At 73.8% G+C, this 24,998-nt stretch carries 25 protein-coding genes; 13 read left to right on the plus strand and 12 right to left on the minus strand.

The genetic code is table 11. From position 1 onward, the window contains the following. Positions 1-10 precede the first annotated feature (10 nt). Together G9H72_RS07750 and G9H72_RS07755 are read right to left on the minus strand one after the other, a co-directional pair. Positions 11-526: a hypothetical protein gene (locus G9H72_RS07750; protein ID WP_166169534.1), complete on the minus strand. Its 516-nt coding sequence runs from the start codon at positions 524-526 to the stop codon at positions 11-13. Continuing rightward, the gene (locus G9H72_RS07755) at positions 526-1,866 is read right to left on the minus strand and encodes a hypothetical protein (RefSeq protein WP_166169536.1); all 1,341 of its coding nucleotides are present in this window, start codon (positions 1,864-1,866) and stop codon (positions 526-528) included. Before G9H72_RS07755 ends, G9H72_RS07750 begins: the two co-directional genes overlap by 1 nt. A 218-nt stretch (positions 1,867-2,084) precedes the next feature. Here G9H72_RS07755 and G9H72_RS07760 point away from each other — a divergent pair, with 218 nt between their 5' ends. From G9H72_RS07760 to G9H72_RS07785, 6 genes are all read left to right on the plus strand, one after another. Beyond that, complete coding sequence (locus G9H72_RS07760; RefSeq protein WP_166169538.1) at positions 2,085-2,762, plus strand: biliverdin-producing heme oxygenase; 678 nt, start codon at positions 2,085-2,087, stop codon at positions 2,760-2,762. Then, a complete protein-coding gene (locus G9H72_RS07765; RefSeq protein ID WP_166169540.1) occupies positions 2,759-3,445 on the plus strand; it encodes a hypothetical protein in 687 nt (228 codons plus the stop codon). Before G9H72_RS07760 ends, G9H72_RS07765 begins: the two co-directional genes overlap by 4 nt. Further along, the gene (locus G9H72_RS07770) at positions 3,438-4,463 is read left to right on the plus strand and encodes a heme/hemin ABC transporter substrate-binding protein (protein WP_166169542.1); all 1,026 of its coding nucleotides are present in this window, start codon (positions 3,438-3,440) and stop codon (positions 4,461-4,463) included. The genes G9H72_RS07765 and G9H72_RS07770 overlap by 8 nt, the downstream gene beginning before the upstream one ends. Further along, complete coding sequence (locus G9H72_RS07775) at positions 4,463-5,524, plus strand: FecCD family ABC transporter permease (RefSeq protein ID WP_166169544.1); 1,062 nt, start codon at positions 4,463-4,465, stop codon at positions 5,522-5,524. Before G9H72_RS07770 ends, G9H72_RS07775 begins: the two co-directional genes overlap by 1 nt. Next, positions 5,521-6,351 carry a heme ABC transporter ATP-binding protein gene (locus tag G9H72_RS07780; protein WP_166169546.1) on the plus strand — a complete coding sequence of 277 codons (831 nt, stop codon included), beginning with the start codon at positions 5,521-5,523 and terminating at the stop codon, positions 6,349-6,351. Before G9H72_RS07775 ends, G9H72_RS07780 begins: the two co-directional genes overlap by 4 nt. A 78-nt stretch (positions 6,352-6,429) precedes the next feature. Continuing rightward, positions 6,430-7,353, plus strand: a complete 924-nt coding sequence (locus G9H72_RS07785; protein WP_166169548.1) for a HEAT repeat domain-containing protein — start codon at positions 6,430-6,432, stop codon at positions 7,351-7,353. Positions 7,354-7,376: 23 nt separating this feature from the next. Here the strand turns inward: G9H72_RS07785 and G9H72_RS07790 are convergent, their stop codons facing one another. From G9H72_RS07790 to G9H72_RS07805, 4 genes are read right to left on the minus strand one after another with little or no spacing between them, the layout of a single operon-like run. Next, entirely contained in the window at positions 7,377-9,074 is a 1,698-nt protein-coding gene (locus tag G9H72_RS07790; protein WP_166169550.1) for a long-chain-fatty-acid--CoA ligase, read from the minus strand. A 49-nt stretch (positions 9,075-9,123) separates the two neighbouring features. Then, positions 9,124-9,876 (minus strand): ABC transporter permease, encoded by a 753-nt coding sequence (locus G9H72_RS07795; RefSeq protein WP_166169552.1) that lies wholly within the window; start codon positions 9,874-9,876, stop codon positions 9,124-9,126. 14 nt (positions 9,877-9,890) lie between these two features. Then, positions 9,891-10,847 carry an ATP-binding cassette domain-containing protein gene (locus G9H72_RS07800; protein ID WP_166169554.1) on the minus strand — a complete coding sequence of 319 codons (957 nt, stop codon included), beginning with the start codon at positions 10,845-10,847 and terminating at the stop codon, positions 9,891-9,893. A 32-nt stretch (positions 10,848-10,879) separates the two neighbouring features. Continuing rightward, positions 10,880-11,509 (minus strand): PadR family transcriptional regulator, encoded by a 630-nt coding sequence (locus tag G9H72_RS07805; RefSeq protein WP_166169556.1) that lies wholly within the window; start codon positions 11,507-11,509, stop codon positions 10,880-10,882. 87 nt (positions 11,510-11,596) lie between these two features. Here G9H72_RS07805 and G9H72_RS07810 point away from each other — a divergent pair, with 87 nt between their 5' ends. Continuing rightward, positions 11,597-13,132, plus strand: a complete 1,536-nt coding sequence (locus G9H72_RS07810) for an SDR family oxidoreductase (protein ID WP_166169558.1) — start codon at positions 11,597-11,599, stop codon at positions 13,130-13,132. 101 nt (positions 13,133-13,233) lie between these two features. Here G9H72_RS07810 and G9H72_RS07815 read toward each other — a convergent pair whose 3' ends face one another. Further along, positions 13,234-13,659 carry an OsmC family protein gene (locus tag G9H72_RS07815; protein ID WP_166169560.1) on the minus strand — a complete coding sequence of 142 codons (426 nt, stop codon included), beginning with the start codon at positions 13,657-13,659 and terminating at the stop codon, positions 13,234-13,236. 86 nt (positions 13,660-13,745) lie between these two features. Between G9H72_RS07815 and G9H72_RS07820 the strand changes: the two genes are divergently transcribed. The 6 genes from G9H72_RS07820 (at position 13,746) to G9H72_RS07845 (ending at position 18,608) form a co-directional block, all read left to right on the plus strand. Next, positions 13,746-14,180 (plus strand): globin, encoded by a 435-nt coding sequence (locus tag G9H72_RS07820; protein ID WP_166169562.1) that lies wholly within the window; start codon positions 13,746-13,748, stop codon positions 14,178-14,180. Then, a complete protein-coding gene (locus tag G9H72_RS07825; protein ID WP_331272087.1) occupies positions 14,177-15,769 on the plus strand; it encodes a glycoside hydrolase family 13 protein in 1,593 nt (530 codons plus the stop codon). The genes G9H72_RS07820 and G9H72_RS07825 overlap by 4 nt, the downstream gene beginning before the upstream one ends. 26 nt (positions 15,770-15,795) lie before the next feature. Next, a complete protein-coding gene (locus G9H72_RS07830) occupies positions 15,796-16,203 on the plus strand; it encodes an ASCH domain-containing protein (protein WP_166169564.1) in 408 nt (135 codons plus the stop codon). 117 nt (positions 16,204-16,320) lie between these two features. After that, complete coding sequence (locus G9H72_RS07835; protein ID WP_331272088.1) at positions 16,321-17,268, plus strand: endonuclease/exonuclease/phosphatase family protein; 948 nt, start codon at positions 16,321-16,323, stop codon at positions 17,266-17,268. Between the two features lie 62 nt (positions 17,269-17,330). Then, positions 17,331-18,203, plus strand: coding sequence for a DUF72 domain-containing protein (locus tag G9H72_RS07840; protein WP_166169566.1), 873 nt, complete (start codon positions 17,331-17,333; stop codon positions 18,201-18,203). A 39-nt stretch (positions 18,204-18,242) separates the two neighbouring features. Then, positions 18,243-18,608 carry a hypothetical protein gene (locus G9H72_RS07845; protein WP_166169568.1) on the plus strand — a complete coding sequence of 122 codons (366 nt, stop codon included), beginning with the start codon at positions 18,243-18,245 and terminating at the stop codon, positions 18,606-18,608. 441 nt (positions 18,609-19,049) lie between these two features. Here G9H72_RS07845 and G9H72_RS07850 read toward each other — a convergent pair whose 3' ends face one another. The 5 genes from G9H72_RS07850 to G9H72_RS07870 all read right to left on the minus strand — a co-directional run bounded on the left by G9H72_RS07850 (position 19,050) and on the right by G9H72_RS07870 (position 24,967). After that, positions 19,050-19,466, minus strand: coding sequence for an acyl-CoA thioesterase (locus G9H72_RS07850; RefSeq protein WP_166169570.1), 417 nt, complete (start codon positions 19,464-19,466; stop codon positions 19,050-19,052). An 84-nt stretch (positions 19,467-19,550) separates the two neighbouring features. Next, positions 19,551-21,227 (minus strand): energy-dependent translational throttle protein EttA, encoded by a 1,677-nt coding sequence (ettA, locus tag G9H72_RS07855; RefSeq protein ID WP_166169572.1) that lies wholly within the window; start codon positions 21,225-21,227, stop codon positions 19,551-19,553. 79 nt (positions 21,228-21,306) lie between these two features. Next, on the minus strand, positions 21,307-21,774 hold the full coding sequence (locus G9H72_RS07860; protein ID WP_166169574.1) for a single-stranded DNA-binding protein: 468 nt from the start codon (positions 21,772-21,774) through the stop codon (positions 21,307-21,309). A 127-nt stretch (positions 21,775-21,901) separates the two neighbouring features. Beyond that, on the minus strand, positions 21,902-23,194 hold the full coding sequence (locus tag G9H72_RS07865; RefSeq protein ID WP_166169576.1) for an MFS transporter: 1,293 nt from the start codon (positions 23,192-23,194) through the stop codon (positions 21,902-21,904). 105 nt (positions 23,195-23,299) lie between these two features. Continuing rightward, positions 23,300-24,967: a zinc carboxypeptidase gene (locus G9H72_RS07870; protein WP_166169578.1), complete on the minus strand. Its 1,668-nt coding sequence runs from the start codon at positions 24,965-24,967 to the stop codon at positions 23,300-23,302. Positions 24,968-24,998 lie beyond the last annotated feature (31 nt).

Genomic DNA, 24,998 nt, shown 5'->3' on the forward strand with positions numbered 1-24,998 from the left:
GCGCGCAGGCCTACCTGCGGAACGTCACCCGGACGCGGACGTCCTGGGACCGGTCGCTGCTGCGGGTGTGGTCGGCCCGCGTGACGACGGCGCACCTCCGCTTGCGGCAGTCCACGGACCCGTCGCTCGCCCGCAGCCGGAGCCGCACGGTGAACGTGCCGCCCTTGCCGTACGGCCTCGCGATCCCCCTGCCGTAGTCCGGGGGGTTCGACGAGACCCACACCGAGCTGCCGCCCCGGCCGGACATGTCGACCCCGCCCACGCAGGGGCTGGGGGCCTTGCCGGGGCCGTTGTCGACGCAGAGCGCGACGTAGATGCCCTTCTTCACGTCGTAGCCGCGCCCCGACACCGTCACCGTCTCGCCCTTGGGCTCGAGGTTTGTCGTCTTGAAGACCGTCAGCCGCGGCGCGGCGTCCGCCGGGGCGTGAGCCGCGTTGATCAGGCAGCTCGCGACGACGAGCGCCACGGCGCCCGCGGCGGCCCGCCGGGGAAGGTGGGCCGCCGCCGCAAGTGCCGGGGCCCGCATCAGCCGGAGGCCCCTCGCCGGGCGAGGCGGTGGCGGCCGCCGGCGGGCCGGCGCAGCGCGGCCACGACCAGGGCGGCGCCGGCGGCGAGCAGCGCCACGGCGAAGCCGGCGAGGGCCCCGGCGTCGCCCGCACCCGTCGCGGCGAGGACGTCGTCGCCCTCGGCGGCACCGCTGTCCGCAGCGCCGTTGTCGGCGGGACCGTCGGCACCACCGTCAGCGGCCTCGTCGTCCGACGGGGTCGGGCTGGCATCGGGGGCCGTCGTCCCCTCGGCGCCCCCGGCGAAGGTCACGGGGATGCGCACGTCCTGCGAGCGGTCCCCGCTCGCGGTGTGGTCCGCGCGCGTGACGATCGCGCACCTGACCTCGGTGCAGTCGAGGGCCCCGTCGGCCGCCTTCACCGCGAGCCTCACCGAGAAGCTGCCGCCAGGGCCGTACGGGGTCACCAGGCCCTTGGCGTAGTCCGGCGGGTTCGAGGAGACCCATACCGTGCCCTCGCCGCTGCCCGCGGTGTCGGCGCCGCCGACGCAGGGGGTGGGCTGCTTGCCGGCGCCGTTGTCCTTGCAGACAGAGACGTAGATGCCCTTGGCCTCGTCGTAGCCCGAGCCGGTCACCGTGACCGTGTCACCGGCGGCCTCGAGGCCGGTCGCCTTGGACGCCGTGAGCTTCTTCGAGCCGACGGTCACCGTCACGCCGGCCGGCGTCGAGGGGGCCGCCGTCGGTGTCGGGGCCGGGGACTGGGCGACGGCGCTGCTCGACGGCGTGGGGGTGGGGGTGGGGGTCGTGGTGGCGGTCACGGCCGGCGTCGCGGTGGCCGACGGCGTGGGGGTCGCCGTCTCCGTCGGCGTGGGGGGCGGGGTCGGCGTGGGGGTCGGTGTCGGGGTCGGCGTGGGGGTCGGCGTCGGCGCCTGGAACGTCACCAGCGTCCTGGTGTCCTGGCTGCGGTCAGGGCTGCCGCGGTGGGCGAAGGTGTAGATCGCGCACTGCTCGACCAGGCAGTCCGTGGCGTACTTCGTGTCCGGCTTGAAGGCGGCCTTCAGCGACAGGGTCGCCGTGAAGGTGCCGTTGTCCTCGATCTTGAGGCCGAACGCCCCGCTGGAGGTGCCGTACAGGGCCGGGCTGAACCACTGGCCGTCGCCCCACCACCCGTCCGGGAGCGTCGCCTTGCCCAGCCCGACGTAGAGGCCCGTCGTCGGGAACCCCCGGCCGTGCACCGTCACCGTGGCGCCGGCCGGGTCCAGCCCCGTCGTGGGCGTCACGGTGACCTCGGGGGCGGCGATAGCCGGCGACGCGGCGAGCACCACCGCGGCCGGCACGGCCGCGACAGGCAGCGCGAGAGCCAAGGCGGCGGTGCAGAGTGATCTCGAACGGGACAGGCGCGTCATACGTCTCTTCCTCCGGTGTGCCGCCGTGGCAGTACGCACGGCGTCAGCGGCAAGTTAGGACAGCCAAACCTTCTCTGCAAGCAGCTCGCCCCGGTTAGGCTGACGTCCGGACCGGGCCGCGCCACCGACGCCTGCCGGAGCGGTCCGTCCCGTCGTACTGCCACAGAGGAGCTCCCATGACGGCCACCCGCACCGAGGCCGGCTCCGACACGGCCTTCTCCACCCGGCTGCGAGAGCGGACCCGGGAGGGCCACGCCGGGGCGGAGCACTCGGGCTACATGAGCGCGCTGACCTCCGGGCAGCTCCCGCTCGAGGGGTACGCCGCGCTGGCCGCCCAGCAGCACGCGGTCTACGCGGTGCTGGAGGAGGCGGGCGACGCCATGCGGGCGGACCCGGTCGCGGGCCTCTTCGTCGCCGACGAGCTGCGCCGGCTGGGCGCCCTCGAGGCCGACCTGGCCTTCCTGCTCGGGCCGCGGTGGCGCGAGGCGGCGACGCCGACGGCCGCGACGCGCGACTACTGCGACCGGCTGCGCGAGGTCTGCTTCGACTGGCCGGCAGGGTTCGTCGCCCACCACTACACCCGCTACCTCGGCGACCTGTCCGGCGGGCAGATCATCGGCTCGCTGGTCGCCCGGACGTACTCCCTCGATGAGGACGGCGTCCGTTTCTACCGGTTCGAGGGCATCCCCAAGCCGAAGGCGTTCAAGGACCGCTACCGCGCCCTGCTGGACGCCGCCCCATGGGACGCGCAGGAGCAGGAGCGCGTGATCGACGAGGTGCTCGTCGCGTACGACCACAACACCCGGATGCTCGCCTCGCTCGACGACGTAGCCCGGGCCCTGCTCCAGCGATGACCGCCGTGCGCGTCGCCGCAGCCCTCGGCCTCGCGACGGCCGCGCTGGGCCTCGCCGTCCCGGCCGCCGCTGCCGCCACCGGAGCGCCCGTCACCCGGCAGGGCACGCAGGGACAGTCGCTGACGGTCTCCCGGGCCGACGGGCTCGACCCGAACGGCGAGCAGGTGACGGTCACCGGCGAGGGGTTCGACGAGGAGAAGGGCGTCTACGTCGCCTTCTGCGTCGTACCGCCCGTGGGGCAGCCACCGTCCCCGTGCGGTGGCGGCGTCGACACCAGCGGCGCCAGCGGCGCCTCGCACTGGGTGTCGTCGGACCCGCCCGAGTACGGCAGGTCGCTCGCCAAGCCCTACTCCCCCGGCGGGAGGTTCTCCGTCACGCTGACGGTGAGCGGCACGATCGGCGAGGACGTGGACTGCACGGTGGCTGAGTGCGCCGTCGTCACCCGCGCCGACCACACCCGCTCGTCCGACCGGAGCCAGGACGTGCTCGTGCCGGTCAGCTTCGCCCCGGGGGGCGCGTCGGCCTCCACGGCCCCGGCCGCGGCCACTGCCGCGCACGAGCAGCCCGACGGCGACGGCCCGGGCCTTGCGCTCGCCGCCGGCGGTGGCGCGGCCGCTGCGGCAGCCGTGGGAGCGGTGCTCGTGCTGTCGCGACGCAGGCGGCGGGGCACTGCCGATGCGTGAATCGCGGTTCGCCGCAGCCGGTTTCGCCGGTGTGCTCGCGGTGGCGCTGCTCGCCGGCTGCAGCGGCGGCTCGACCCCGCACGGCCCGGCGTCGGCCGGCGTCCAGCCCTCGGCCGGGCCGGCAGGCACCGTGCGCGGTGTGGGCCCCCGCACGCTGCACACGCTCGGCACGGTCCCCACGCCGGAGCTCCCGGTCACGGTGGCCTCCGCCGACGGACGCGAGGTCACGGTCGAGGACGCCAGCCGGATCATCCCGCTCACCGGGTCGATCGCCGAGGTCGTCTTCTCTCTGGGCCTCGGCGACAACGTCGTGGGGCGCGACATCGCCACCACATTCCAGGAGGCCGAGGGCCTGCCCGTCGTCACCCACGCACACGACGTGTCGGCCGAGGGCGTGCTGGCCCTGAAGCCGACCGTGCTGCTGGCGGACACCGACACCGGGCCCAGCGAGGCGCTCGACCAGCTGCGGGCCTCCGGGGTGCCGGTCGTCGTCCTGGACACGGCGACGGGGCTGGACGACGTCCTCCCGCGGATCACGGCGGTCGCGGAGGCGCTGGGCGTCCCCACGGCCGGCGCGGAGCTCGCGGCCAGGACCACGGCGGAGATCGAGGCCGCGCAGGCGAAGGTGTCGGCCGGCGTGCCGAAGCCGCGCGTCGCCTTCCTCTACCTGCGCGGCACGGCGGGCGTCTACCTGCTGGGCGGCAAGGGCTCGGGTGCGGACTCGCTGATCACGGCCGCGGGCGGCGAGGACGCCGGGACGGCTCTCGGGCTCGACGCGTTCACGCCGATCACCACCGAGGCCCTGGTCGCCGCGCGGCCGGACGTGATCCTGGTGATGAGCAAGGGGCTCGACTCCGTCGGCGGGGTCGACGGCATGGTCAGGATCGCGGGCATCGCGCAGACGCCGGCCGGGCGGGACCGGCGGGTGGTGAGCGTCGAGGACGGCGTGCTGCTGAGCTTCGGGCCGCGGACGGCCCAGGTCATCGGCGACCTGGTCGAGCAACTGCACGCCTCGTGATGCGCGCGAGGACCCGCAGCGGCGGCCCGGCCCGCACGCGGGGGGCGGTGCTGCTCGGCGGCCTGGCCGTCGCGCTCGTGGCCGTGGTCCTGCTCGCCTGCGCGACCGGGGCCTACTCGGTGCCGCCAGGACAGGTCCTCGGGTCGGTGCTGCACCGGGCCGGCCTCCACCTGGGCACGCTGCCCGACCCGACGGGCGAGACCGTCCTGTGGGAGATCCGTTTCCCCCGGGTCGTGCTCGGCGCGCTCGTGGGCGCCTCCCTCGCGTGCGCCGGCGCGCTGATGCAGGGCGTCTTCGGCAACCCGCTCGCCGAGCCGGGCGTCATCGGCGTCTCGTCGGGGGCCGCCCTGGGCGCGGTCGCGGCCATCGCCCTGGGCGTCTCGGGCTTCGGCGGCTGGACGGTCACCCTGGCCGCCTTCGTCGGCGGCCTGGTGACGACCCTCGGCGTGTACGCCTTCTCCCGCTCCCAGGGCCGGGCGGAGGTCGTGACCCTCGTGCTCACCGGCATCGCGGTCAATGCCGTGACGGGCGCGGCCATCGGCCTGCTCACGTTCTTCGCCGACGACGCCGAGCTGCGCAGCATCACCTTCTGGAACCTCGGCAGCATCGGGTCGGCCACGTGGCCCGCGGTGTGGGCCGTGCTGCCGGTGGCCGCGGCCGGCCTGCTCGTCGCGCCCCGCTTCGCCGCGCGGCTGGACCTCCTCGCGCTCGGCGACCGGCCCGCGCGCCACCTCGGGGTCGACGTCGAGCGGCTCCGGCTCGTGCTCGTCGTCGTCGTCGCGCTGCTGACCTCCGCCGCGGTGGCGGTCGCCGGGATCATCAGCTTCGTGGGGCTGGTGGTGCCGCACGCGGTCCGCATGGTCGCCGGCCCGGGGCACCGGCTGCTCGTGCCGGCGAGCGCGCTGGCCGGGGCCTGCGTGCTCATCGCCGGAGACCTCGCGGCACGCACGATCGCCGCGCCGGCGGAGGTCCCGCTCGGCTCGCTGACCGCGCTCGTCGGCGGGCCGTTCTTCTTCTGGCTGCTGCACCGCACCCGGGCGCGGCAGGGCGGATGGGCATGAGGGGCCTGCTCGGCCGGCTGGCGCCGCGGCCCGACCTGCCGGCCCGGCCCGAGCCGGGCACCGTGGCCGCCGCCGTGCGGGGCGCCGGCGTACGCCTCGGCTCCCGCACCGTGCTCGACGGGGTCACGCTGGACGTGCGCAGCGGGGAGGTGCTCGCCCTCGTCGGGCCGAACGGCGCCGGCAAGTCCACGCTGCTCGGCGTCCTGTCCGGGGACCGGGTGCCGGACACCGGCGAGGTCGAGCTGCTCGCCCGCCCGGTGGGCGAGTGGTCGACCGCACAGCTGAGCCGGCGCCGCGCCGTCCTGCCGCAGCAGGTCGCGCTGGCCTTCCCGTTCAGCGTGGCCGAGGTGATCCGCATGGGGCGCAGGCCATGGGCGGGCACGGACGCCGAGGACGAGGACGACCGGGTCGTCGCGCAGGTCATGGCCCAGACCGACGTCGACCGCCTGGCCGGGCGCGGGTTCCCCACCCTGTCCGGGGGAGAGCGCGGGCGGGTGGCGCTGGCCCGCGTGCTCGCCCAGCAGACGCCCGTCCTGCTGCTGGACGAGCCCACCGCGGCGCTCGACCTGCACCACGTCGAGCTGGTGCTGCGAGTGGCGCGCGAGCGGGCGGCCCGCGGCGACGCCGTCGTCATCGTGCTGCACGACCTGGCGACGGCCGCTGCCCACGCCGACCGGGTGGCGGTGCTCGCGGAGGGCGCCATCGCCGCCTGCGGCCCGCCCGCCGAGGTCTTCACCGCCGAGCTGCTGAGCCACGTCTACACCCATCCCGTGGAGGTCCTCGTCCATCCGCGGACCGGAGCGCCCCTGGTCCTCCCGCTGCGCTGACCCGGCCGACGAGCCCTGCGGGGATCGGCCGACGGCAAGCGGGGGCCCGTGTGCACCGATTCGGGAAGGATGGCGGGCATGGCATCCCAGCTGCAGGACGAAGCGCGCCGACTCGGCGAGCGGGTCGAGGGCGATCCCGAGCACGCGGCGACAGCCGTGCCCCGCCTGGCCGAGATCCTGGCGCTGGGCGCGCAGGACGAGGCGGTGCTGGTCGAGGCGGTCGACGCCCTGGGCAAGGCGTACGACACCGCCGCCGCGCAGGCCCTGCTGGCGGACGTACCGGCCGACCATCCGAGCGCCGCGGTCCGGCTCGCGCTCGTCCGGGCCCTGCCCGGCGGCGTGGTCACGCCGGGCCCGCTGCGCGACAGGGTCGTCGCCGAGCTGGTCCGCCTGACCCGCGACGAGGAGCCCCGTGTCCGTGACTGGGCGGCCTTCGGCCTGCGCCAGGTCGACGCGGACGAGCAGACGGCACGCGACGCGCTCGCCGCTCGGCTGGACGACCCCGACGCGGGAGCCCGCGGCGAGGCGCTGGTCGCCCTCGCGGCGACCGGCGACCGACGGGCCGTCGACGCGCTGCTCGGGCGCCTGGACGGCGAGGAGGACCTGCGGCTGCCGGAGCTCGAGGCGGCGGCGCTGCTGGCCGACCCGGCTCTGCACGAGCCGCTCGAGCGCCTCGCCGCCGAGTGGGCCGGGGACGACGACGAGTTCACCGAGCCGCTGCGGCTCGCCCGGGCGCGCTGCCGCCCCGACAGCGCGGAGCAGGCCGCGCTGGCGGAGGCCCGCGCGCTGCGGGCCGTCCGCGCGACCGTTCCCACCGGGTTCACGGCGCAGCTGCACGGGTCCTACCCGCGCAGCGTCGTCCGGGTGGCGCACGACCGCCTCGGGACGATCGACTTCGCGCTGTGGGCCGAGGGTGAGGACCCGTGGGACCACCCCACCACGGACGTGATTGACGCGGTCACCCGGACCTTCGGCGCCCAGGTGCCGGACCGGCGGCGCTGACCGGCCGCCCGACCGCCCGCAGCTCAGTCCTCGCGGGAGAGCCGCTCACGGACCTGGCGACGCAGCACCTTGCCCACCTGGCTGCGCGGCAGGTCCGCCATCACCACGAGCCGGCGCGGGGTCTTGTAGCCGGCCAGCCGCTCCCGGCACCAGGCGCGCAAGGCCTCGGCGTCGATCTCCCCTCCCTCGGCCGGCTGCACGGCGGCGGCCACCAGCTCGCCCCCTCCGGCGTCGGGGAGCCCGACGACGGCCGCGTCGTGCACGCTGGCGTGCAGGCGCAGGACGTCCTCGACCTCGGAGGGGTAGACGTTGAAGCCGCCGGTGATGATGAGCTCCTTGATCCGGTCGACGATGCTGACGAAGCCGTCCTCGTCCATCACCGCGATGTCGCCGGTGCGGATCCAGCCGCCGGGCAGCAGGGTCGCCGCGGTCTCCTCGGGCCGCTGCCAGTAGCCGGCGAAGACCTGCGGCCCCTGCACCAGCAGCTCCCCGGCCTCCCCCACCGGGCGCTCGACCGTCGGGTCCTCCGGGTCGACGACGCGCACCCGCGTCGACGGGAACGGCAGCCCGACGGTGCCGGGCCGGCGACGGTCGGAGATCGGGTTGCCGATGGTGATCGGGGAGGTCTCGGTCATGCCGTAGCCCTCGACCAGCATGCCGCCGGTGAGCTTCTCCCAGCGCTCCACCGTGGCCGGCGGCAGCGACATCGCGCCGGAGATGGCGTAGCGGATCGACGAGAGGTCGGCGCCGCGCTCCTCGACGGCATCGGCCAGCCGGTCGTAGATCCCGGGCACCCCCGGCAGGAACGTGGGCGGGCGCCGCTTGGCGGCCGCGAGGAACGAGTCGACGTCGAACCGCGGGAGCAGCACGACGCAGGCCGCCAGCCGGACCGCCGCGGTCAGGCAGAGGGTCAGGCCGTAGGCGTGGAAGATCGGCAGCACGCCGACGAACGTCTCCTCGCCCACCTTCAGCCCCGGCACCCATGCGGCCGACTGCTCGGCGTTGGCCGCCAGGTTGCGGTGGGTGAGCACGGCGCCCTTCGGGATGCCGGTGGTCCCGCCGGTGTACTGCAGCAGCGCGGGGTCACCGGCCGAGGGCAGCGCGGTCGCGGGGTCGAGCGGAGGCGCCTGGGCGACCAGCCGCTCCCAGCTGAGCGACCCCGCCGGGACCGGGCCGCGCAGCTGGGCGCGCGTCCGCCGTGCCCTGGCGAGCGGTAGCCGCAGCGCGAGGCGCTTGGCGGCGGGCAGCGCCGCGGACAGGTCGACCGTGACCAGCTGCCCGACGCTCGTCCGGGACCGCACCTGCTCCACGACCGGCGCCGTCTTCTCCCACACCACGGCGACCGTGGCGCCGGAGTCGGCCAGCTGGGTCGCGAGCTCGTCCGCGGTGTAGAGGGGGTTGTGCTCCACCACGACGGCCCCCAGCCGCAGCACGGCGTAGAAGGCGACGACGTGCTGGGGGCAGTTGGGCAGGGCGAGCGCGACCCGGTCGCCCGGGCGTACGCCGAGCCGGCGCAGCGCCTCGGCCGCCTGGGCGACCTGGCGCCCGAGCTGCGCGTACGTCGTCGTCGCGCCCATGAAGTCCAGGGCGGTCGACGCCGCGTGCCCGGTGACAGCGCGGTCGAGCAGCGCGCTCAGCGGTTGCTCGGGCACCTCGACGTCGGCCGGCACGCCGGACGCGTAGGCGCGCAGCCACGGGCGGTCGATCATGGGGTCGGCCATCGGTCGATTGTCGTACAGCCTCCCGGTGGCCGACGACCCGAAGGGCTCCTCAGGCGCTCTGGCGCTGGAAGGCGCGGGCGCCCCACCACGAGAGCAGCGCGGTCAACGCCACGGTGACGGCCACGCCCACGGCCACGTCCGCCTGGCCGAAGTCGCCCCGGAACAGCGCCCGGGTCGCGTCGATCACGTAGGTGAGCGGGTTGACCTCCGAGGCCCGCCGCAGCCACGTCGGGGCGAACGACATCGGAAGCAGGACTCCTGAAAGCAGCAACAGCGGCAGCGACACGCCCTGGATCATCGGCGCGAAGGAGTCCTCGTCCTTCAGGATCAGGCCGGCGGCGTACGAGGCCGCCGAGATGCCCAGGGAGAGCACGGCGATCAGCAGGATGGACAGGACTGCCCCGCCCCAGCTGGGCTCGAGGCCGAACGGGATGGCGACGAGCGTCAGCAGGACGGCCTGCGCGCCGATGGTGACGACGTTCGACAGCGCCCGGCCGAGGATGAGCGAGACGCGCGACGCCGGGGTCACGCGCTGCCGGTCGACGACCCCCTCGCGCAGCTCCTGGATGATGCCGAACCCCGCGAAGCCGGCGCCGAAGATCGTGAGCTGCAGCAGCAGGCCGGGGACGAAGACCGACCACGAGGCGGAGCCGCCCAGCCCGCCACCGCTGACGTTCTTCAGCAGCGGGCCGAACAGCACGAGGTAGAGGATCGGCTGGGTGAGGCCGAAGAAGACCCACACCGGGTTGCGCAGCAGGCTGCGCATCTGCCGCTGGAAGATGACCCAGGTCTCGCTGATCACTGGTTCGCCCTTTCTCAGGCCGCGAAGTCGTCGCGCAGCGACCGGCCGGTGAGCTCGAGGAAGACGTCGTCGAGGGTGGGGCGGCTGACGCTGACCGAGCGCAGCGGCAGGCCGGCGCCGTCCAGCGCGCGCAGGAGGGGCGGCACGGCCACGTCGCCGCGCTCGACGGTCAGGACGAGCCGGTCGCCGTCGACGGAGGCGCTGCGCAGCGCCAGCGCCTGCCCGGCCACCCGGGCGGCCCGGTGCAGGTCACCGTCCACCTGCAGCGTGATGACGTCGCCGGAGACCCGTGTCTTCAGGGCGTCCGGCGTGTCATCGGCCACGATGGCGCCGTTGTCCATGACGAGGATCCGGTCGGCCAGGACGTCGGCCTCCTCGAGGTAGTGGGTGGTCAGGACGACCGTGACCCCGTGCTCCTCGCGCAGCGAGCGGATGTGCTGCCAGAGGTTCGCCCGGCTCTGCGGGTCGAGCCCGGTGGTGGGCTCGTCGAGGAAGACGAGCTTGGGGTCGTGCATCAGGCCGAGGGCGATGTCGAAGCGGCGGCGCTGCCCGCCCGACAGCTCCGACAGCGCACGCCCGGCGAACCCGTCCAGGTCGAGCCGTGGCAGCAGGGCGGCGAGGCGCGCGGTGGCGGCGGCCTTCGACATTTCGTGCAGCCGGCCCTGGGCGACCAGCTCCTCGCCCAGCCGGGTGCCGGGGGCCGGCGTCGCTCCGATCTGGGCGACGTACCCGATCCGGCGGCGCACCTCCCTCGACTGGGTGCGCAGGTCCGCGCCGACCACCGTGGCCGTCCCCGCCGTGGGGGTGAGCAGCGTCGTCAGCATGCGCAGCGTCGTGGTCTTGCCGGCGCCGTTGGGACCGAGCAGGCCCACGATCTCCCCGTCCCGGACGGAGAAGTCGATCCCGCGGACCGCCTCGACGGGGCCGGTCTTCGAGCGGAACGTGCGGCCGAGGCCGTGCGCTTCGATCATGCAGAGCTCCCTGGGTCGACCTCGTACGCTAGTCAAGGTTGACTAGGATGGTCAAGGTGCCCCGGCTGGCCGGGCCCCGGTGCGCCCTCCTCGCCGGCGAAGGCGTAGTGCCCGGCCCGCAGGTGCCGGACGAAGGCCCGGGACCAGTCGAGCTCGCCGCGCACCCGCGAGACGGCGAAGTCGAGGATCTCGCGGACGTGCTCGGGCACCTGCCCGTCGGCCCCCGTGGCGCCGTCCTGGATCGAGGCGCGGAAGAACCGCAGCTCGTCCGCCTGGCCCTCGAGCTGGGCGATCCGGGCGCGGACCGCGCTCACCAGCTCGTTGCGCGGCAGGCTCGTCATCAACGTCAGTGCCGGTATGAGCGGCTCGGCGGGCCGTCGCACCGTCCACCACGCCTCGCGCAGGAGCACGAAGTACTCCTTCTCCCCCTCGGCGGTGAGGACGTACTCCGTGCGCTCGGGCCGCCCCTCGCCCTGCACCCGGTCCGTGACCTGCAGCAGCCCGTCCTTCTCCAGCGTCCGCAGCGCCGAGTAGACAGAGCCGGCCTTGACGTTGGCCCACTCCTCCAGCCGCCAGGACACGAGCTCGCGGCGCACGTCGTAGCCGTGCACCGGCTGCAGGAAGCGGACGACGCCGAGCACGAGGAGCCGGGTGGAGGACACGGTTCACCGTACTCCAACTTGACTGTGCAAGGGACGCCTGATCGTTGCGGAGATGCGCGGACACCAGGGAGGGGCGACGATCGACGGGTGAGCGAGAAGCTGTGCCTGGTCACCGGTGCCACCGGCTACATCGGCGGCCGCCTCGTCCCGGAGCTGCTGGCCGCCGGGCACCGCGTCCGGGTGCTGGCGCGGCACCCCGAGAAGCTGCGCGACCACCCCTGGGCCGGGGCCGTGGAGGTCGTCCCGGGAGACGTCGCGGTCGAGGCCGACGTGCGCCGGGCGCTCGCGGGCGTCGACGTCGCGTACTACCTGATCCACAGCCTCGCCGCGGGGCCGCGCTTCGAGGCGACCGACCGGGCCATCGCGCGCTGCTTCGCCACCGCCGCACGGCAGGCGCGGGTCGGCCGCATCGTCTACCTCGGCGGCCTGCTCCCCGAGCACGAGGAGCTCTCCCCGCACCTGCGCTCGCGCGCCGAGGTCGGCCTCATCCTGCTGGCGTCGGGCGTTCCGACGGCGGTGCTGCAGGCCGCGGTGATCCTGGGCTCGGGCTCGGCATCGTTCGAGATGCTGCGTCACCTCACCGAGCGGCTCCCGGTCATGGTCACCCCCAAGTGGATCGACTCGCGCATCCAGCCCATCGCCGTGCGGGACGTGCTGCGCTACCTGGTCGGTGCCGCTGACCTGCCCCCGGACGTGAACCGGTCGTTCGACATCGGCGGCCCCGACGTCCTGACCTACGCCCAGATGATGGACCGGTACGCCGAGGTGGCCGGCCTGCCGCGTCGCCGCATCCTCAAGACGCCGGTGCTCAGCCCGTCGCTCTCGAGCCACTGGGTCGGCGTCGTCACGCCCGTGCCGCGCAGCATCGCCCGTCCCCTCGTCGAGTCGTTGCGCAACACCGTGGTCTGCCGCGAGCACGACATCGCGGCGTACGTCCCCGACCCGCCCGAGGGCCTGATCGGCTTCGACCGGGCCGTCGAGCTGGCCCTCACCCGCGTGCGGGAGCTGCGGGTCCCGACCGCGTGGACGACCGCCTCACTGCCCGGCGCGCCCAGCGACCCGCTGCCGACCGACCCCACCTGGGCCGGCGGCGACCTCTACGTCGACGAGCGCGAGCGCGAGGTCGATGCGTCGCCCGCGGCGCTGTGGCGGGTGATCGAGGGCATCGGCGGCGAGCGGGGGTGGTACTCGTTCCCGCTCGCCTGGCGGGCGCGGGGCGTGCTCGACCGCGTCTCCGGAGGCCCCGGGCTGCGCCGCGGGCGGCGCGACCCCGACGACCTGCACGTGGGCGAGGCGCTCGACTTCTGGCGGGTCGAGGAGGTCGAGGAGGGCGTCCTGCTCCGGCTGCGGGCCGAGATGCGGCTGCCGGGCCTGGCCTGGCTCGAGCTGGAGGTCAAGCGCTCGTCCCGGGGGCGGACGGTGTTCCGGCAGAAGGCCACCTTCCACCCCCACGGCCTGGCCGGGCGGGCGTACTGGTGGAGCGTGTTCCCGTTCCACGGGATCGTCTTCGGCGAGATGCAGCGCAACGTGGCCCGCGCCGCCGAGGCGCTGGAGCGGCGGCACCCGGACCCGGAGCACGCGACCGCCGACGACCTGCGGGCGGTGAGCAACCCGCGGCGGTGAGCGCGGCGCCCCCACCTGCAGCCGGACGACACGAAGGGCACCCTCTCTCGACCCAGCGGCGAGAAGGTGCCCTCCGTGCGGTGCAGGTGGAGCCGTACGCCCTAGGCGAGCGCGGCGTCCAGCGTGATCGTCGTGCCGGCGAGGGCCTGGCTCACCGGGCAGTTCTGCTTGGCCTGCTCGGCCTGCGCCTTGAAGCCGTCCTCGTCCAGGCCGGGCACCGTGGCCCGGACCGTGAGGCGGATCTCGGTGATGCCCTTGCCGGGCTGGAAGTCGACCTCGGCCTTGGTGTCGACCTTCTCCGGCGGAGTGCCCGCGCCCGCGAGCGCGTGCGAGAGCGCCATGGAGAAGCAGGTGGAATGGGCCGCGGCGATGAGCTCCTCCGGGCTGGTCACGCCGTTGGGCTCGGCGGAGCGGGCGGCCCAGGTGACGTCGTACGTCCCGAGCTTGGAGGAGTCGAGGGAGACTGTCCCCTTGCCCTCCATGAGCGAGCCCTCCCAGTGGGCGTTCGCGATACGCGTCGTGGCCATGGCGGTGTCCTTCCGTCGGAGTCGGCTCGCTGGGGTAGGCCCGAGCCGGCGCGAGCCTGCGATGCCTCGGTGCGACGATAGAACGCGTGAGCAGCACCGACGACAGCAGCGCCTCGTTCTACGAGCAAATCGGCGGGGCCGAGACGTTCCGGCGGCTCGTCGCCCGGTTCTACGCCGGCGTGGCCGACGACCCCGTCCTGCGGCCGCTCTACCCGGAGGAGGACCTGACGGCGGCCGAGGGCCGGCTGCGGATGTTCCTCGAGCAGTACTGGGGCGGGCCCCGGGCCTACAGCGAGACCCGCGGCCATCCACGGCTGCGGATGCGGCACGGGGGCTGGCGCATCGGCGAGCGCGAGCGGGAGGCCTGGCTGACGCACATGCGCGCCGCGCTGGACGAGGTCGCGCTCCCGCCCGAGCAGGACAAGCAGCTCTGGGACTACCTGGTGATGGCTGCGTACAGCCTCGTCAACGAGGCGCCGCAGGGCGCCCCGCTCCCCGTCGTGCCAGGATCGCCCGCGTGACCCGGGACGCAGGCACGGCGCCCTGGTGGCGCGACGCCGTCATCTACCAGGTCTACATCCGCAGCTTCGCGGACGGGAACGGCGACGGCATGGGCGACCTGGCCGGCATCCGGTCACGGCTGCCCTACATCCGCGACCTCGGCGTCGACGCGATCTGGGTCAACCCGTTCTACCCCTCGCCGATGGCCGACGCCGGCTATGACGTCGCCGACTACCGCGACATCGAGCCGATGTTCGGCACGCTCGCCGACGCCGACGCCCTGCTCGCCGAGGCGCACGAGCTCGGCCTGCGGGTGATCGTCGACCTCGTGCCGAACCACACCTCGGACCAGCACGTCTGGTTCCGGGCCGCGCTCGCGGCGGCCCCGGGCAGCCCGGAGCGGGCGCGCTACGTCTTCCGCGACGGCAAGGGGCCCGACGGGTCCGAGCCGCCCAACGACTGGCGCTCGGTCTTCGGCGGGCCGGCCTGGCACCGGGTGCCGGACGGCCAGTGGTACCTCCACCTGTTCGCCCCCGAGCAGCCCGACCTCGACTGGACGAACCCCGAGGTCGTCGAGGAGTTCCACTCGGTCCTGCGCTTCTGGCTCGACCGCGGCGTCGACGGGTTCCGCATCGACGTCGCGCACGGGCTGGCGAAGGACCCCGGGATGCCGGACATCGCCGGCCGCTTCGCCACCTCCGGGCAGGCCGTCGAGGGCCACCCGCACTGGGACCAGGACGAGGTCCACGAGGTCTACCGCGGCTGGCGGCGGGTCATCGACGAGTACCCGGGTGACCGCACCTTCGTCGCCGAGGCGTGGGTGCACAGCCCGGAGCGGCTGGCGCTCTACCTGCGCCCCGACGAGCTGCACACCGCCTTCAACTTCAGCTTCCTGCTGGCCCCGTGGGACGCGGGGGCGGCCCGCACCGCGATCGACGCGAGCATCGGCGCGCTGACCGGCGTGGGCGCCCCGCCCACCTGGGTGCTGTCCAACCACGACGTCGTGCGCCACGTCACCCGCTACGGCGGCGGCGAGGCCGGCACCCGGCGGGCGCGGGCGGCGGCGCTGCTGATGCTCGCGCTGCCCGGCGGCGCGTACGTCTACCAGGGCGAGGAGCTCGGCCTGCCCGAGGTCGAGGACCTGCCGGACGAGGCGCTGCAGGACCCGACCTTCCTGCGCACCGGCGGCGAGGAGCGCGGCCGCGACGGCTGCCGGGTGCCGATCCCGTGGTCGGGCGAGGAGCCGCCGTACGGCTTCGGCCCCTCCGGGACGCCCTGGCTGCCACAGCCGCCGGCATGGGCCCGGCTGACCGTCGAGAAGCAGGAGCGCGACCCGGCGTCGATGCTCGCGCTCTACCGGAGCGCGCTCCGGCTGCGCCACGAGCTGCCCGCGCTCGGGGACGGCGCGCTCGGCTGGGTCCCGTCCGCCGAGGGCGTGGTCGCCTTCCGGCGCGAGCCCGGCTTCGTCTGCGTGGTCAACTTCGGCCCCGACCCGGCGCCGATCCCGGACGAGCTGCTCGCCGACGGCGAGGTGCTGCTGGCCAGCGGCCCGCTCGACGGGGACGGGACGATCCCCGGCGACACCGCCGTCTGGTACGCGGCCAGCTGACCGACGTCCGAACGGAGGGACGACGCGTGTTCCCGCGCCACGGTGACCTGCGTGTGCTCGAGCTCGGCGACGCCGGGGGCATCCGCTCCCGGCTCAACGCCCTGGTGCTGGAGGGACACAAGACGGCCACCCTCGGGCTGCTCGCGGAGTACGCGGAGGAGGGCGAGCAGGTCGAGCACGTCGGGGAGCGACTCGTCCTGGTCGACGACGAGGGCCATCCGGTGGGGACCGTGGAGATCACCGATGTCCGGCACAACACCTTCGGCGACGTCGACTGGGCGTTTGTGCAGGCGGAGAACGAGGGCGACGCGTCCGTCGAGGAGTGGCGCGCGGGCCATCTGGCGTACTGGAGGACGATCGGGCGCGAAGTCGCACTCGACACCGAGGTCGTGGAGCTGAGGCTGCGCCTGCTGGAGACGTCGACCGAAGTGTAGGTCAGGAGAGCCCTGATTCGTCACGTGCGCGTTCCCCGCTGTGCGCATTGTGCTCCCTGTCGGGTCACCGGCCGTCCCTAGCGTCGCGCCGACCCCGTCCCCGATCTGGGAGCGTCCGTGACCATCCCCGTCCTTCCCGCCCGCCGCCTCCTGGCGCTGGCCGCCGCGGCCCTCGCGGTCGTGCTGACCGTCGGCCTCTCCGTCCTCCCTGGCTCCTCCGCGGACGCCGCTCAGCGCACCACCCCCGCGCTCGGCACGATCGCCGCCGACGAGCTCAACGTGATGACCTTCAACCTGCGGTACGCCAGCAACAGCCGGCCGAACTCCTGGGCCGAGCGCCGCCCCGTCATGCGTGACCTGTTGCGGCGCGAGCGCCCGGACATCATCGGCACCCAGGAGGGCCTCTACGGCCAGCTGCAGGACATCGAGAAGGACCTGCCCGGCAACGACTACCGCATGATCGGCGTCGGCCGCGAAGGCGGCAGCCGCGGCGAGTTCATGGCCGTGTTCTACAACACCGACCGCCTGCAGCCGCTCGAGTTCGACCACTTCTGGCTCTCGGACACCCCGAACGTCATCGGCTCGAACACCTGGGGCGGCGGCTCGATCCGCATGGTGACCTGGGTCCGCTTCCTGGACAAGGTGACGGGCCGGCAGTTCTTCGCGCTGAACACGCACTTCGACAACTCCAGCGAGAACGCCCGTCGCCGCGCCGCTGCACTGCTCGACCAGCGCGTCCGCGCGCTCGACCCGGCCCTGCCGAAGATCGTCACCGGGGACTTCAACGTCGCCGCGACGGCGAGCAGCGTGCCCTACCAGACCCTCGTCACCAACGGCGTCCTGCAGGACACCTGGGTCAACGCGGCCGAGCGCAGCCCGGTCTACGGCACGTTCCACAACTACCGCCCGCTGACCGCCAACGGCGCGCGCATCGACTGGATCCTCACCAGCGCGGGCGTGACCACCCGGGCGGCGGCGATCAACATCTTCTCCAAGAGCGGGCAGTTCCCGAGCGACCACCTCCCCGTCCAGGCGGTCGTGAAGCTCCCCGTGCCTGTCGCCTGACCTTCCCGTCGGCGAGCGGCGTCCGGTTCCGACCGGGGCAGGTCCGGGGCATGCTGTCCCCCATGGGCAGGATCCTGGTCGGCACCGCGTCCTGGACGGACAAGACGCTGCTCGCCTCGGGCTGGTACCCGCCCGACGCGAAGACGGCTGAAGCACGGTTGGCGTACTACGCCTCGCAGTTCCCGCTGGTGGAGGTCGACTCGACCTACTACACCCCGCCGAGCGAGCGGAACAGCGTGGCGTGGGCGGAGCGTACGCCTGCTGGCTTCACCTTCAACATCAAGGCGTTCTCGCTGCTGACCGAGCACCCCACCAAGGTCAGCGCGATCTACAAGGAGCTGCGCCCGCAGACGACGAAGCGCAACGTCTACCTCAAGGACCTCGAGCCGGCCGTCGTCGACGAGGTCTGGGCGCGGTTCCTGGCCGCCCTCGCCCCGCTGTCGGACGCCGGCAAGCTCGGACCCATCCTGTTCCAGTTCCCGCAGTGGTTCCCCATCGGCAGCCGCAACCGCGAGTACCTCCTGCAGGTCAAGGAGCGGTGCGCGCCGTACCGGGTCTGCGTCGAGTTCCGCAACCGGACGTGGATGTCGGAGGAGAGCCGCGAGCACACGCTCGACTTCCTGCGCTCGTACGCCCTCCCCTACGTCTGCGTCGACATGCCGCAGGGCCACACCTCCTCGATCCCGCCCGTCGTCGCGGCCACTGCCGACCTCGCGGTCGTCCGGTTCCACGGCCACAGCGACAAGTGGGAGAGCAAGGACATCTACGAGCGGTTCGGCTACGAGTACGCCGAGGACGAGCTGCGCGAGTGGGCGCCGCGGGTCGCGGGGCTGGCCGAGCAGGCCGACACGGTGCACGTGCTGATGAACAACTGCTACCGCAACTACGCCCAGGTCAACGCCCGCCAGCTGATGGGCCTGCTCCCCGCGGCGTGACGCGCATGACCGAGACCGACACCGGGCAGGGTCGGGGGCATGAGCGACCAGCGAGAAGACCTTCCCGAGCGCGACCGCGAGGGGCTGCACGGCGACGTGCAGGACATGGGCGGCGACATCGGCCCCGCGTCCATCCGCGGGTCCAGCGAGCGGCAGGGCAGCGGCAGCGACGCCGACAGCACGGCCCCCCAGTCTGGCTACGCCGAGCCGTACGGCGTCACCGCCGGCCCGGACGACGAGTTCCAGGAGCGCAGCGGCGCGGTGTTCGGCGGGGACAGCGCCCCCGCCCCGGTGGCGGACGCGCCCAGCGAGTACGTCTCCATCGACGACGCGGACAACCTCGGCCGCGGCGGCGACGGCGACACCGAGGCGCGGCTCGAGCAGAAAGAGGCGGGGGAGTTCTAGTCCGGCGGCGTCCCCGGCTGCAGCGCACCACGCCTCCGGCGCGCCCGCGCGTTGCCGCATGGATGCGGCACTCAGGCGAGCGGGACTGGGTGAATGCCGCATCCAGACGAGTCCGGCTGGCTGAATGCTGCACACGGGCAAGTCCGCTGGGTGAATGCTGCATGCGGGCAAGTCCGCTGGGTGAATGCCCCTTCCAGATGAGTCCGGCTGGCTGGATGCCGCATCCATGCGATAGGTGCGCGTGGATGCGGCATTCACGTGCACGGGTCCAGCGAGTGGAGGCCGCGGCTCTGGCCCGTGCCGCGCTGGGTGAATGTGGCATCGAGGCGAGCCTCTGCTGGGTGAACGTCACATTCAGGCGCTAGGTACGCCTGAGTGCGGCGTTCATCTCCCCAGGGGGCGCGGCGGGGGCGGGGCAGCGGGGCGGGTCAGCGGGGCGGGTCAGCGGAGCGGGGCGTCGGCGAAACGCTCCAGGAACGTGCGCTCCTCGGCGGTCAGCCGGCGCGCCCGACCGGCGGCGAGGTCGAACGCGACGAGCGTCGAGCGTGCTCGGGCGTACACCCGGTCCTCGTCCTGCACGACGTAGGCGAGCTCGAAGGACGCGCCGCCGACCCGCTCGACCCAGACGTCGATGTCGATCCCGCGGGGGTGCCAGACCAGCGGCGAGACGTAGTCGATCTCGTGCCGGGCCACCACGACCCCGTCGCGCAGCGCCGCGACGCCCGACTCCTCGCCGAGGACGAACAGCATGTCGACGCGCGCCTCCTCCAGGTAGCCGAGGTAGGCGACGTTGTTGACGTGCTGGAAGGCGTCCATGTCGCCCCAGCGCATGGGGACGCGTACGCGGTGGCGCGGCATGCGCGCGACCGTACCGGCGACCGGGACGACGCGAGGCGGCGGCCCCGGGGAGGGGCCGCCGCCTCGGGGCGGAGCCTGAGCTCGTCAGTCGCGGGTGAGCTTGCGGTACGTCACCCGGTGCGGGCGGGCCGCGTCGGCGCCGAGCCGGTCGACCTTGTTCTTCTCGTAGGACTCGAAGTTGCCCTCGAACCAGAACCAGCTCGCCGGGTCCTCCTCGGTGCCCTCGTAGGCGAGGATGTGGGTGGCGACGCGGTCGAGGAACCATCGGTCGTGGGAGACGACCACGGCGCAGCCGGGGAACTCGAGCAGCGCGTTCTCCAGCGAGCCGAGCGTCTCGACGTCGAGGTCGTTGGTCGGCTCGTCGAGCAGCAGCAGGTTGCCGCCCTGCTTGAGGGTGAGCGCGAGGTTCAGCCGGTTGCGCTCACCGCCCGAGAGGACGCCCGCCGGCTTCTGCTGGTCCGGGCCCTTGAAGCCGAACGCGCTGACGTACGCCCGGGACGGCATCTCGACCTGGCCGACGTTGATGTAGTCCAGGCCGTCGGAGACGACCTCCCACAGCGTCTTCTTCGGGTCGATGCCGCTGCGGGACTGCTCGACGTAGCTGATCTTGACGGTCTCGCCGACCTTGATCGTGCCGCTGTCGGGCTGCTCGTCGCCGATGAGCATCTTGAACAGCGTGGTCTTTCCGACGCCGTTGGGGCCGACGATGCCGACGATGCCGTTCGGCGGAAGGGTGAAGGAGAGATCGCGGATCAGGGTGCGGTCGCCGAAGCTCTTCGTGAGCTTGGAGACCTCGATCACGACCGAGCCGAGGCGCGGCCCCGGCGGGATCTGGATCTCCTCGAAGTCGAGCTTGCGCATGCGGTCCGCCTCGGCCGCCATCTCCTCGTAGCGCGCGAGGCGGGCCTTCTGCTTGGCCTGGCGGCCCTTGGCGTTGGAGCGCACCCAGTCGAGCTCCTCCTTGAGCCGCTTGGCGCGCTTGGCGTCCTTCTGCCCCTCGATCTTGAGCCGGGTCGCCTTGGTCTCGAGGTAGGTCGAGTAGTTGCCCTCGTAGGGGTAGGCCCGCCCGCGGTCGAGCTCGAGGATCCACTGGGCGACGTTGTCGAGGAAGTACCGGTCGTGGGTGACCGCGACGACGGTGCCGGCGTACTTGGCCAGGTGCTGCTCGAGCCAGAGCACGCTCTCGGCGTCGAGGTGGTTGGTCGGCTCGTCGAGCAGCAGCAGGTCCGGCGCCTCGAGCAGCAGCTTGCAGAGCGCGACGCGGCGCCGCTCACCACCGGACAGGACCGTCACGTCCGCGTCCGGCGGCGGGCAGCGCAGCGCGTCCATGGCCTGCTCGAGCTGCGCGTCGAGGTCCCACGCGTTGCGGTGGTCGAGCTGCTCCTGGAGCTTGCCCATCTCCTCGAGCAGCTCGTCGCTGTAGTCGGTCGCCATGAGCTCGGCGATCTCGTTGAACCGGTCGAGCATCGCCTTGGTCTCGGCGACACCCTCCTGCACGTTGCCGAGGACGTCCTTCTCCTCGTTGAGCGGGGGCTCTTGGAGCAGGATCCCGACGGAGTAGCCGGGCGAGAGGAAGGCGTCGCCGTTCGACGGCTGGTCGAGGCCCGCCATGATCTTGAGGACGCTCGACTTGCCGGCGCCGTTCGGGCCGACGACGCCGATCTTCGCGCCGGGCAGGAACGAGAGCGTCACGTCGTCGAGGATGACCTTGTCGCCGTGCGCCTTGCGCGCCTTGCGCATCGTGTAGATGAACTCCGCCATACCCCCCAGCCTACGGGGAAGGGTGGGTCCCGCCCGCCACCCGAGCGCCGGGGCCCCGGGCGGCGGGCGCGTGCTCGCCCTACGCCGCGCCGGCCGCGGCCAGCTCGCGCTGCACGCCCTCCCCCGCCGAGGCCTCGCCCCCGGCCGACGCAGCGGCAGCAGGCACAGCGCCGGCCTCGTCGCGGGCCGCGCGCGCGGTGCGGGCGAACGTGCTGGTCCCGCGGACCAGGTCGTGGCCGAGCGACGTCGCGTCGATCTCCACCGCCGTCCCGCTGCGCTCGCCGCTGGACCACTGCCGCACGCGCAGCGTCCCGGTCACCACGACCGGGTCGCCCTTGGCCAGGCAGGCCGCGGCGTTCAGCGCGAGGGCGCGGAAGCACCGGACCGTGTAGTAGCTGGTCTCGCCGTCGACCCAGGTGCCGTCCGGTGCCTGCCGGCGCTCGTTGGCCGCCAGCCGGAAGTCGGCCGCCGGCGTCCCCTTGTCCGTCGTGCCGGCCCGGGGGTCGGTTGCGACGTTGCCGCGCAACGTCACCGTCGTGTCGTTCATCGCTGTCTCCTCCTCGTCGCGCCAGGTCACGCGGAACCGTGGTGGCGTGGCTCCGACGATGGCGGCCGGGAGCGGGCGGCGGGGACGGCCGGAGCGGATCTGGGGACGGCCGACGGCCTGTGGACGGTCAGCCGGCGGGCGGTGCGGCAGCGGCGGCGCGGCGGGTCACCACGACGTACCAGGCCCCGGCGACGACGAGCAGGACGGGGAACACCGTGCCGACCAGCAGGCCGACGCGCAGCCCGGAGGCGTCGGGCACGGGAAGCGCGTCCCGCAGCGCTGCCAACGTCCCGCTCCCGCCGGCGGCCGCGTCGCCGACGGCGCCCGCCAGCCAGGGGCCGACCGACCCGCCGGCATCGCCGAACACCGCGAGCACGCCGAACATCGCGGCCCCGCCCAGCGGGAAGCGCGCGGACGCCAGGCTGAAGGTGCCGGGCCAGAGCAGGCTGACGGCCAGCCCGCAGACCGCACACCCGACGAGGCTGAGCGCCGGGGCGGACGAGAGCACGGCGAGCAGGTAGCACGCGGTGGCCAGCGCCCCGCAGCCGACGAGCGCCGGCGCGAGCGGGACGCGCTCGCCCCAGAGCCCGTACGCGAACCGCCCCGCGCCCATCAGCACGGCGAACAGGCACGGCCCGGCCAGGTCGCCCCAGACCTTCGACACCCCCAGCCCCTGCTCGGCGAAGAGCGAGGACCACTGCGCCATCGTCAGCTCGGCCGCCCCGGCGCACAGCATCAGCAGCGTCAGGGTCAGGAACGCAGGCGCGGAGAACAGCGAGCGCAGCGGGGTGCGGTGCTCCTCGGGCACGGTCGGCGGCATGGGCACCCGCAGGAACGCGACCAGGTTGACCAGCGGGACCGCCGCCCACAGCAGCGGCAGCACGTGCCAGGCCCGCTCCCCCACGACGGCCAGCAGCAGCGTCGTGCCGGCCACGACCGCGACCTGGCCCCAGCAGTAGAACGAGTGGAGCAGGCTCATCTGGGCGGCCTTGCGCGCGGCGGGGCTGGGCAGCGCGTCGACGACCGGGCTGACCAGCACCTCGAGCAGCCCACCCCCGATCGCGTAGACCACGACCGCGACGGCCAGCCCGGCGTACGCCGACGGCGCGAGCGCGGGCGCGGCGGCGAGCAGGACGAGGCCCGCGACGCTGAGGACGTGGGCCAGGACCAGCGGCCGCCGGTAGCCGACCCGGCCGACGAACCGGACCGCGACGACGTCGGTCAGCAGCTGCACGCCGAAGTTGAGCAGCACGAGCCGGCCGAGCATCTCCAGCGGCACGTCGTAGCGCGTCTGGAAGACGATGAAGAGCAGCGGTGCCAGGTTGTTCACGATGGCCTGGGTGACGTAGCCGGTGTAGCACGCGCGCCGCGTGGCCGCGTACGCCTCGACGGGAAGGGCGGCAGGCGCGGGCCACGTCACGGGCCGGACCCTATAGGGGACGCTCGCAGTGCAGCAGGGCACGGCGCGGCCCCCGGGTAGGCACCCGAGGGGCCGTGCGCATGCGCTCCGGAGTCTGCTCCGGGGTCAGGAGACGCGCAGCTCCTCGTCCTCCAGCGCCTGCTGCACCCGCACGAGCTCCTCGGCCGCGGCGACGATGGCGTCGCGGGCCGCGGTGTCGTGCCGGATCTGGTTCTTGGCGCGGGCGATGAGCTGACCGGTGTAGCCGATGGCCGGCTCCTCCCGGCCCGCGCCCGCCATGGCCGAAGCCTTCTGCAGTCGTTCGAGCAGGCCGGCCTCCGTCGACGCGCCGAAGCTCCCCGCGTCGGCGTAGGACCGGATCGTCGCGGCGAGCTCCTCGTAGGAGGGGAACTCCGAGCGGCACTCGGACAGGTCGACGTCCGCCTGCCGGCCGAGGTCGACGAGGACGGACGTGGACTGCAGCACCTCGCCGTCCGGTGTCGCGCAGGTCAGAGTCCAGCGCTCCTGGAGGAACTGACCGGGGCCGGTGGCGACGACCCCGGTCCCGGTGTACGCCGGGCGCGGCCGCACCGACGGGTTGACGTGCCAGCGGAACGAGCCGCGGGCGGCGAACAGCGCGGACTCGAGATGCGTCGGCACGCGAAGCGGAGTTCCGGCGTTCGCCTCGGGGGCGGTCCAGAGGTCGAAGTCCTTGGTGATCCGTACGGTCGCGCCGCGCGGGGCGTCGCCCTCGATGATCGAGTGCAGGCTGGTGCGCGCCGTCTGCTCGAGGAGCTTGAGGAATGCCGCGCGGTTCGACCCGCCGGCGTACTGGCCGATGCCGAGGTAGTCGTCGACGACCCGCTGGAAGGCCGGTGCCGACCCGCCGGTCACGATCTCGAAGGTGTACGCGAAGCCGCGGGTCGCGAAGTACGACCAGTCGATCGTCTCCCCGGTGGTCTGGTAGTCGTAGGCGGAGACGCCGGGGACGTAGCCGTTGAGGTCGCCGAGCTCCTTGCTGAGCGCGGCGTAGAGCTCCTCGTCGGGCGCGTAGCCGGCGCGCGTCTCGAGCACCGGGCGCAGCAGGATGTGGCCGGAGGTGTGGTTGGTCGCGAACGACGTGACCTGCCGGTTGCTGATCAGCCACATGACGTTCTTGTTCTCCGGCTCCGAGCCGGGCGCGGGCCCCGCGGCCGCCGGCTGCCCGCCCCAGCCGAACGGGTAGTTCCGGTTGAGGTCGTAGCCGTTGCGTGCGGTGCACTCCGCGGGCAGCGCCGGGCAGCTCTGCCGCTTGTTGAGCGCGTAGCCGTCGACGTTCACGATCGGCACGAAGACGACCCGCACCTCGTCCAGCAGACGGGTGATCGTGGGGTCGACGCCGTCGTTCTGCACCAGGTCGAGCGCGAACTCGAACGTGTGCTCGGCCGAGGGCTTCTCGTTGCCGTGGATGGCGCCCATCATGAAGAGCACCGGCTTGCCGTCGGACGTGCTGTGCGCCCCGTGCGTGACCTCGATGCCGTGGACGGGGCGGCCCTGGCTGGAGCGGTAGGGCAGCGTGAAGTGCTTGACCGTCGTGCGGTGCGAGGCGGCGAGGGCGGACATCTCCGCGTTGAAGTCGTCCAGCGTGCGGTAGGCCGTCCGGCCGCTCGGCAGCGACGTGCCGCCCGCGGCCTGCGCGCTCCGGTCCCCGGCGAACGGCGTCAGCAGGGTGAGGACGAGAGCGGCGGCCAGGGCCAGCGGCAGCCGGCGCAGTGAGCGCCGCGCAGCCGGTGGGTTCGGAGTGCTCGGGGACAACGCGGAACTCCCTGCGGGTCGGCACAGAGGA

This window comes from Motilibacter aurantiacus (assembly GCF_011250645.1).
In the GTDB taxonomy this organism is placed as follows: Bacteria; Actinomycetota; Actinomycetes; order Motilibacterales; family Motilibacteraceae; genus Motilibacter_A; species Motilibacter_A aurantiacus.

What these genes read in the sequence shown, in the direction of transcription:
- G9H72_RS07780 (WP_166169546.1), top strand. Translation starts at nt 5,521, where the DNA reads ATGAGGGGCCTGCTCGGCCGGCTGGCGCCGCGGCCCGACCTGCCGGCC.
- G9H72_RS07800 (WP_166169554.1), bottom strand. Translation starts at nt 10,847, where the DNA reads ATGATCGAAGCGCACGGCCTCGGCCGCACGTTCCGCTCGAAGACCGGC.
- G9H72_RS07750 (WP_166169534.1), bottom strand. Translation starts at nt 526, where the DNA reads ATGCGGGCCCCGGCACTTGCGGCGGCGGCCCACCTTCCCCGGCGGGCC.
- G9H72_RS07775 (WP_166169544.1), top strand. Translation starts at nt 4,463, where the DNA reads ATGCGCGCGAGGACCCGCAGCGGCGGCCCGGCCCGCACGCGGGGGGCG.
- G9H72_RS07840 (WP_166169566.1), top strand. Translation starts at nt 17,331, where the DNA reads ATGGGCAGGATCCTGGTCGGCACCGCGTCCTGGACGGACAAGACGCTG.
- G9H72_RS07790 (WP_166169550.1), bottom strand. Translation starts at nt 9,074, where the DNA reads ATGGCCGACCCCATGATCGACCGCCCGTGGCTGCGCGCCTACGCGTCC.
- G9H72_RS07760 (WP_166169538.1), top strand. Translation starts at nt 2,085, where the DNA reads ATGACGGCCACCCGCACCGAGGCCGGCTCCGACACGGCCTTCTCCACC.
- G9H72_RS07765 (WP_166169540.1), top strand. Translation starts at nt 2,759, where the DNA reads ATGACCGCCGTGCGCGTCGCCGCAGCCCTCGGCCTCGCGACGGCCGCG.
- G9H72_RS07770 (WP_166169542.1), top strand. Translation starts at nt 3,438, where the DNA reads ATGCGTGAATCGCGGTTCGCCGCAGCCGGTTTCGCCGGTGTGCTCGCG.
- G9H72_RS07845 (WP_166169568.1), top strand. Translation starts at nt 18,243, where the DNA reads ATGAGCGACCAGCGAGAAGACCTTCCCGAGCGCGACCGCGAGGGGCTG.
- ettA (WP_166169572.1), bottom strand. Translation starts at nt 21,227, where the DNA reads ATGGCGGAGTTCATCTACACGATGCGCAAGGCGCGCAAGGCGCACGGC.
- G9H72_RS07785 (WP_166169548.1), top strand. Translation starts at nt 6,430, where the DNA reads ATGGCATCCCAGCTGCAGGACGAAGCGCGCCGACTCGGCGAGCGGGTC.
- G9H72_RS07860 (WP_166169574.1), bottom strand. Translation starts at nt 21,774, where the DNA reads ATGAACGACACGACGGTGACGTTGCGCGGCAACGTCGCAACCGACCCC.
- G9H72_RS07850 (WP_166169570.1), bottom strand. Translation starts at nt 19,466, where the DNA reads ATGCCGCGCCACCGCGTACGCGTCCCCATGCGCTGGGGCGACATGGAC.
- G9H72_RS07815 (WP_166169560.1), bottom strand. Translation starts at nt 13,659, where the DNA reads ATGGCCACGACGCGTATCGCGAACGCCCACTGGGAGGGCTCGCTCATG.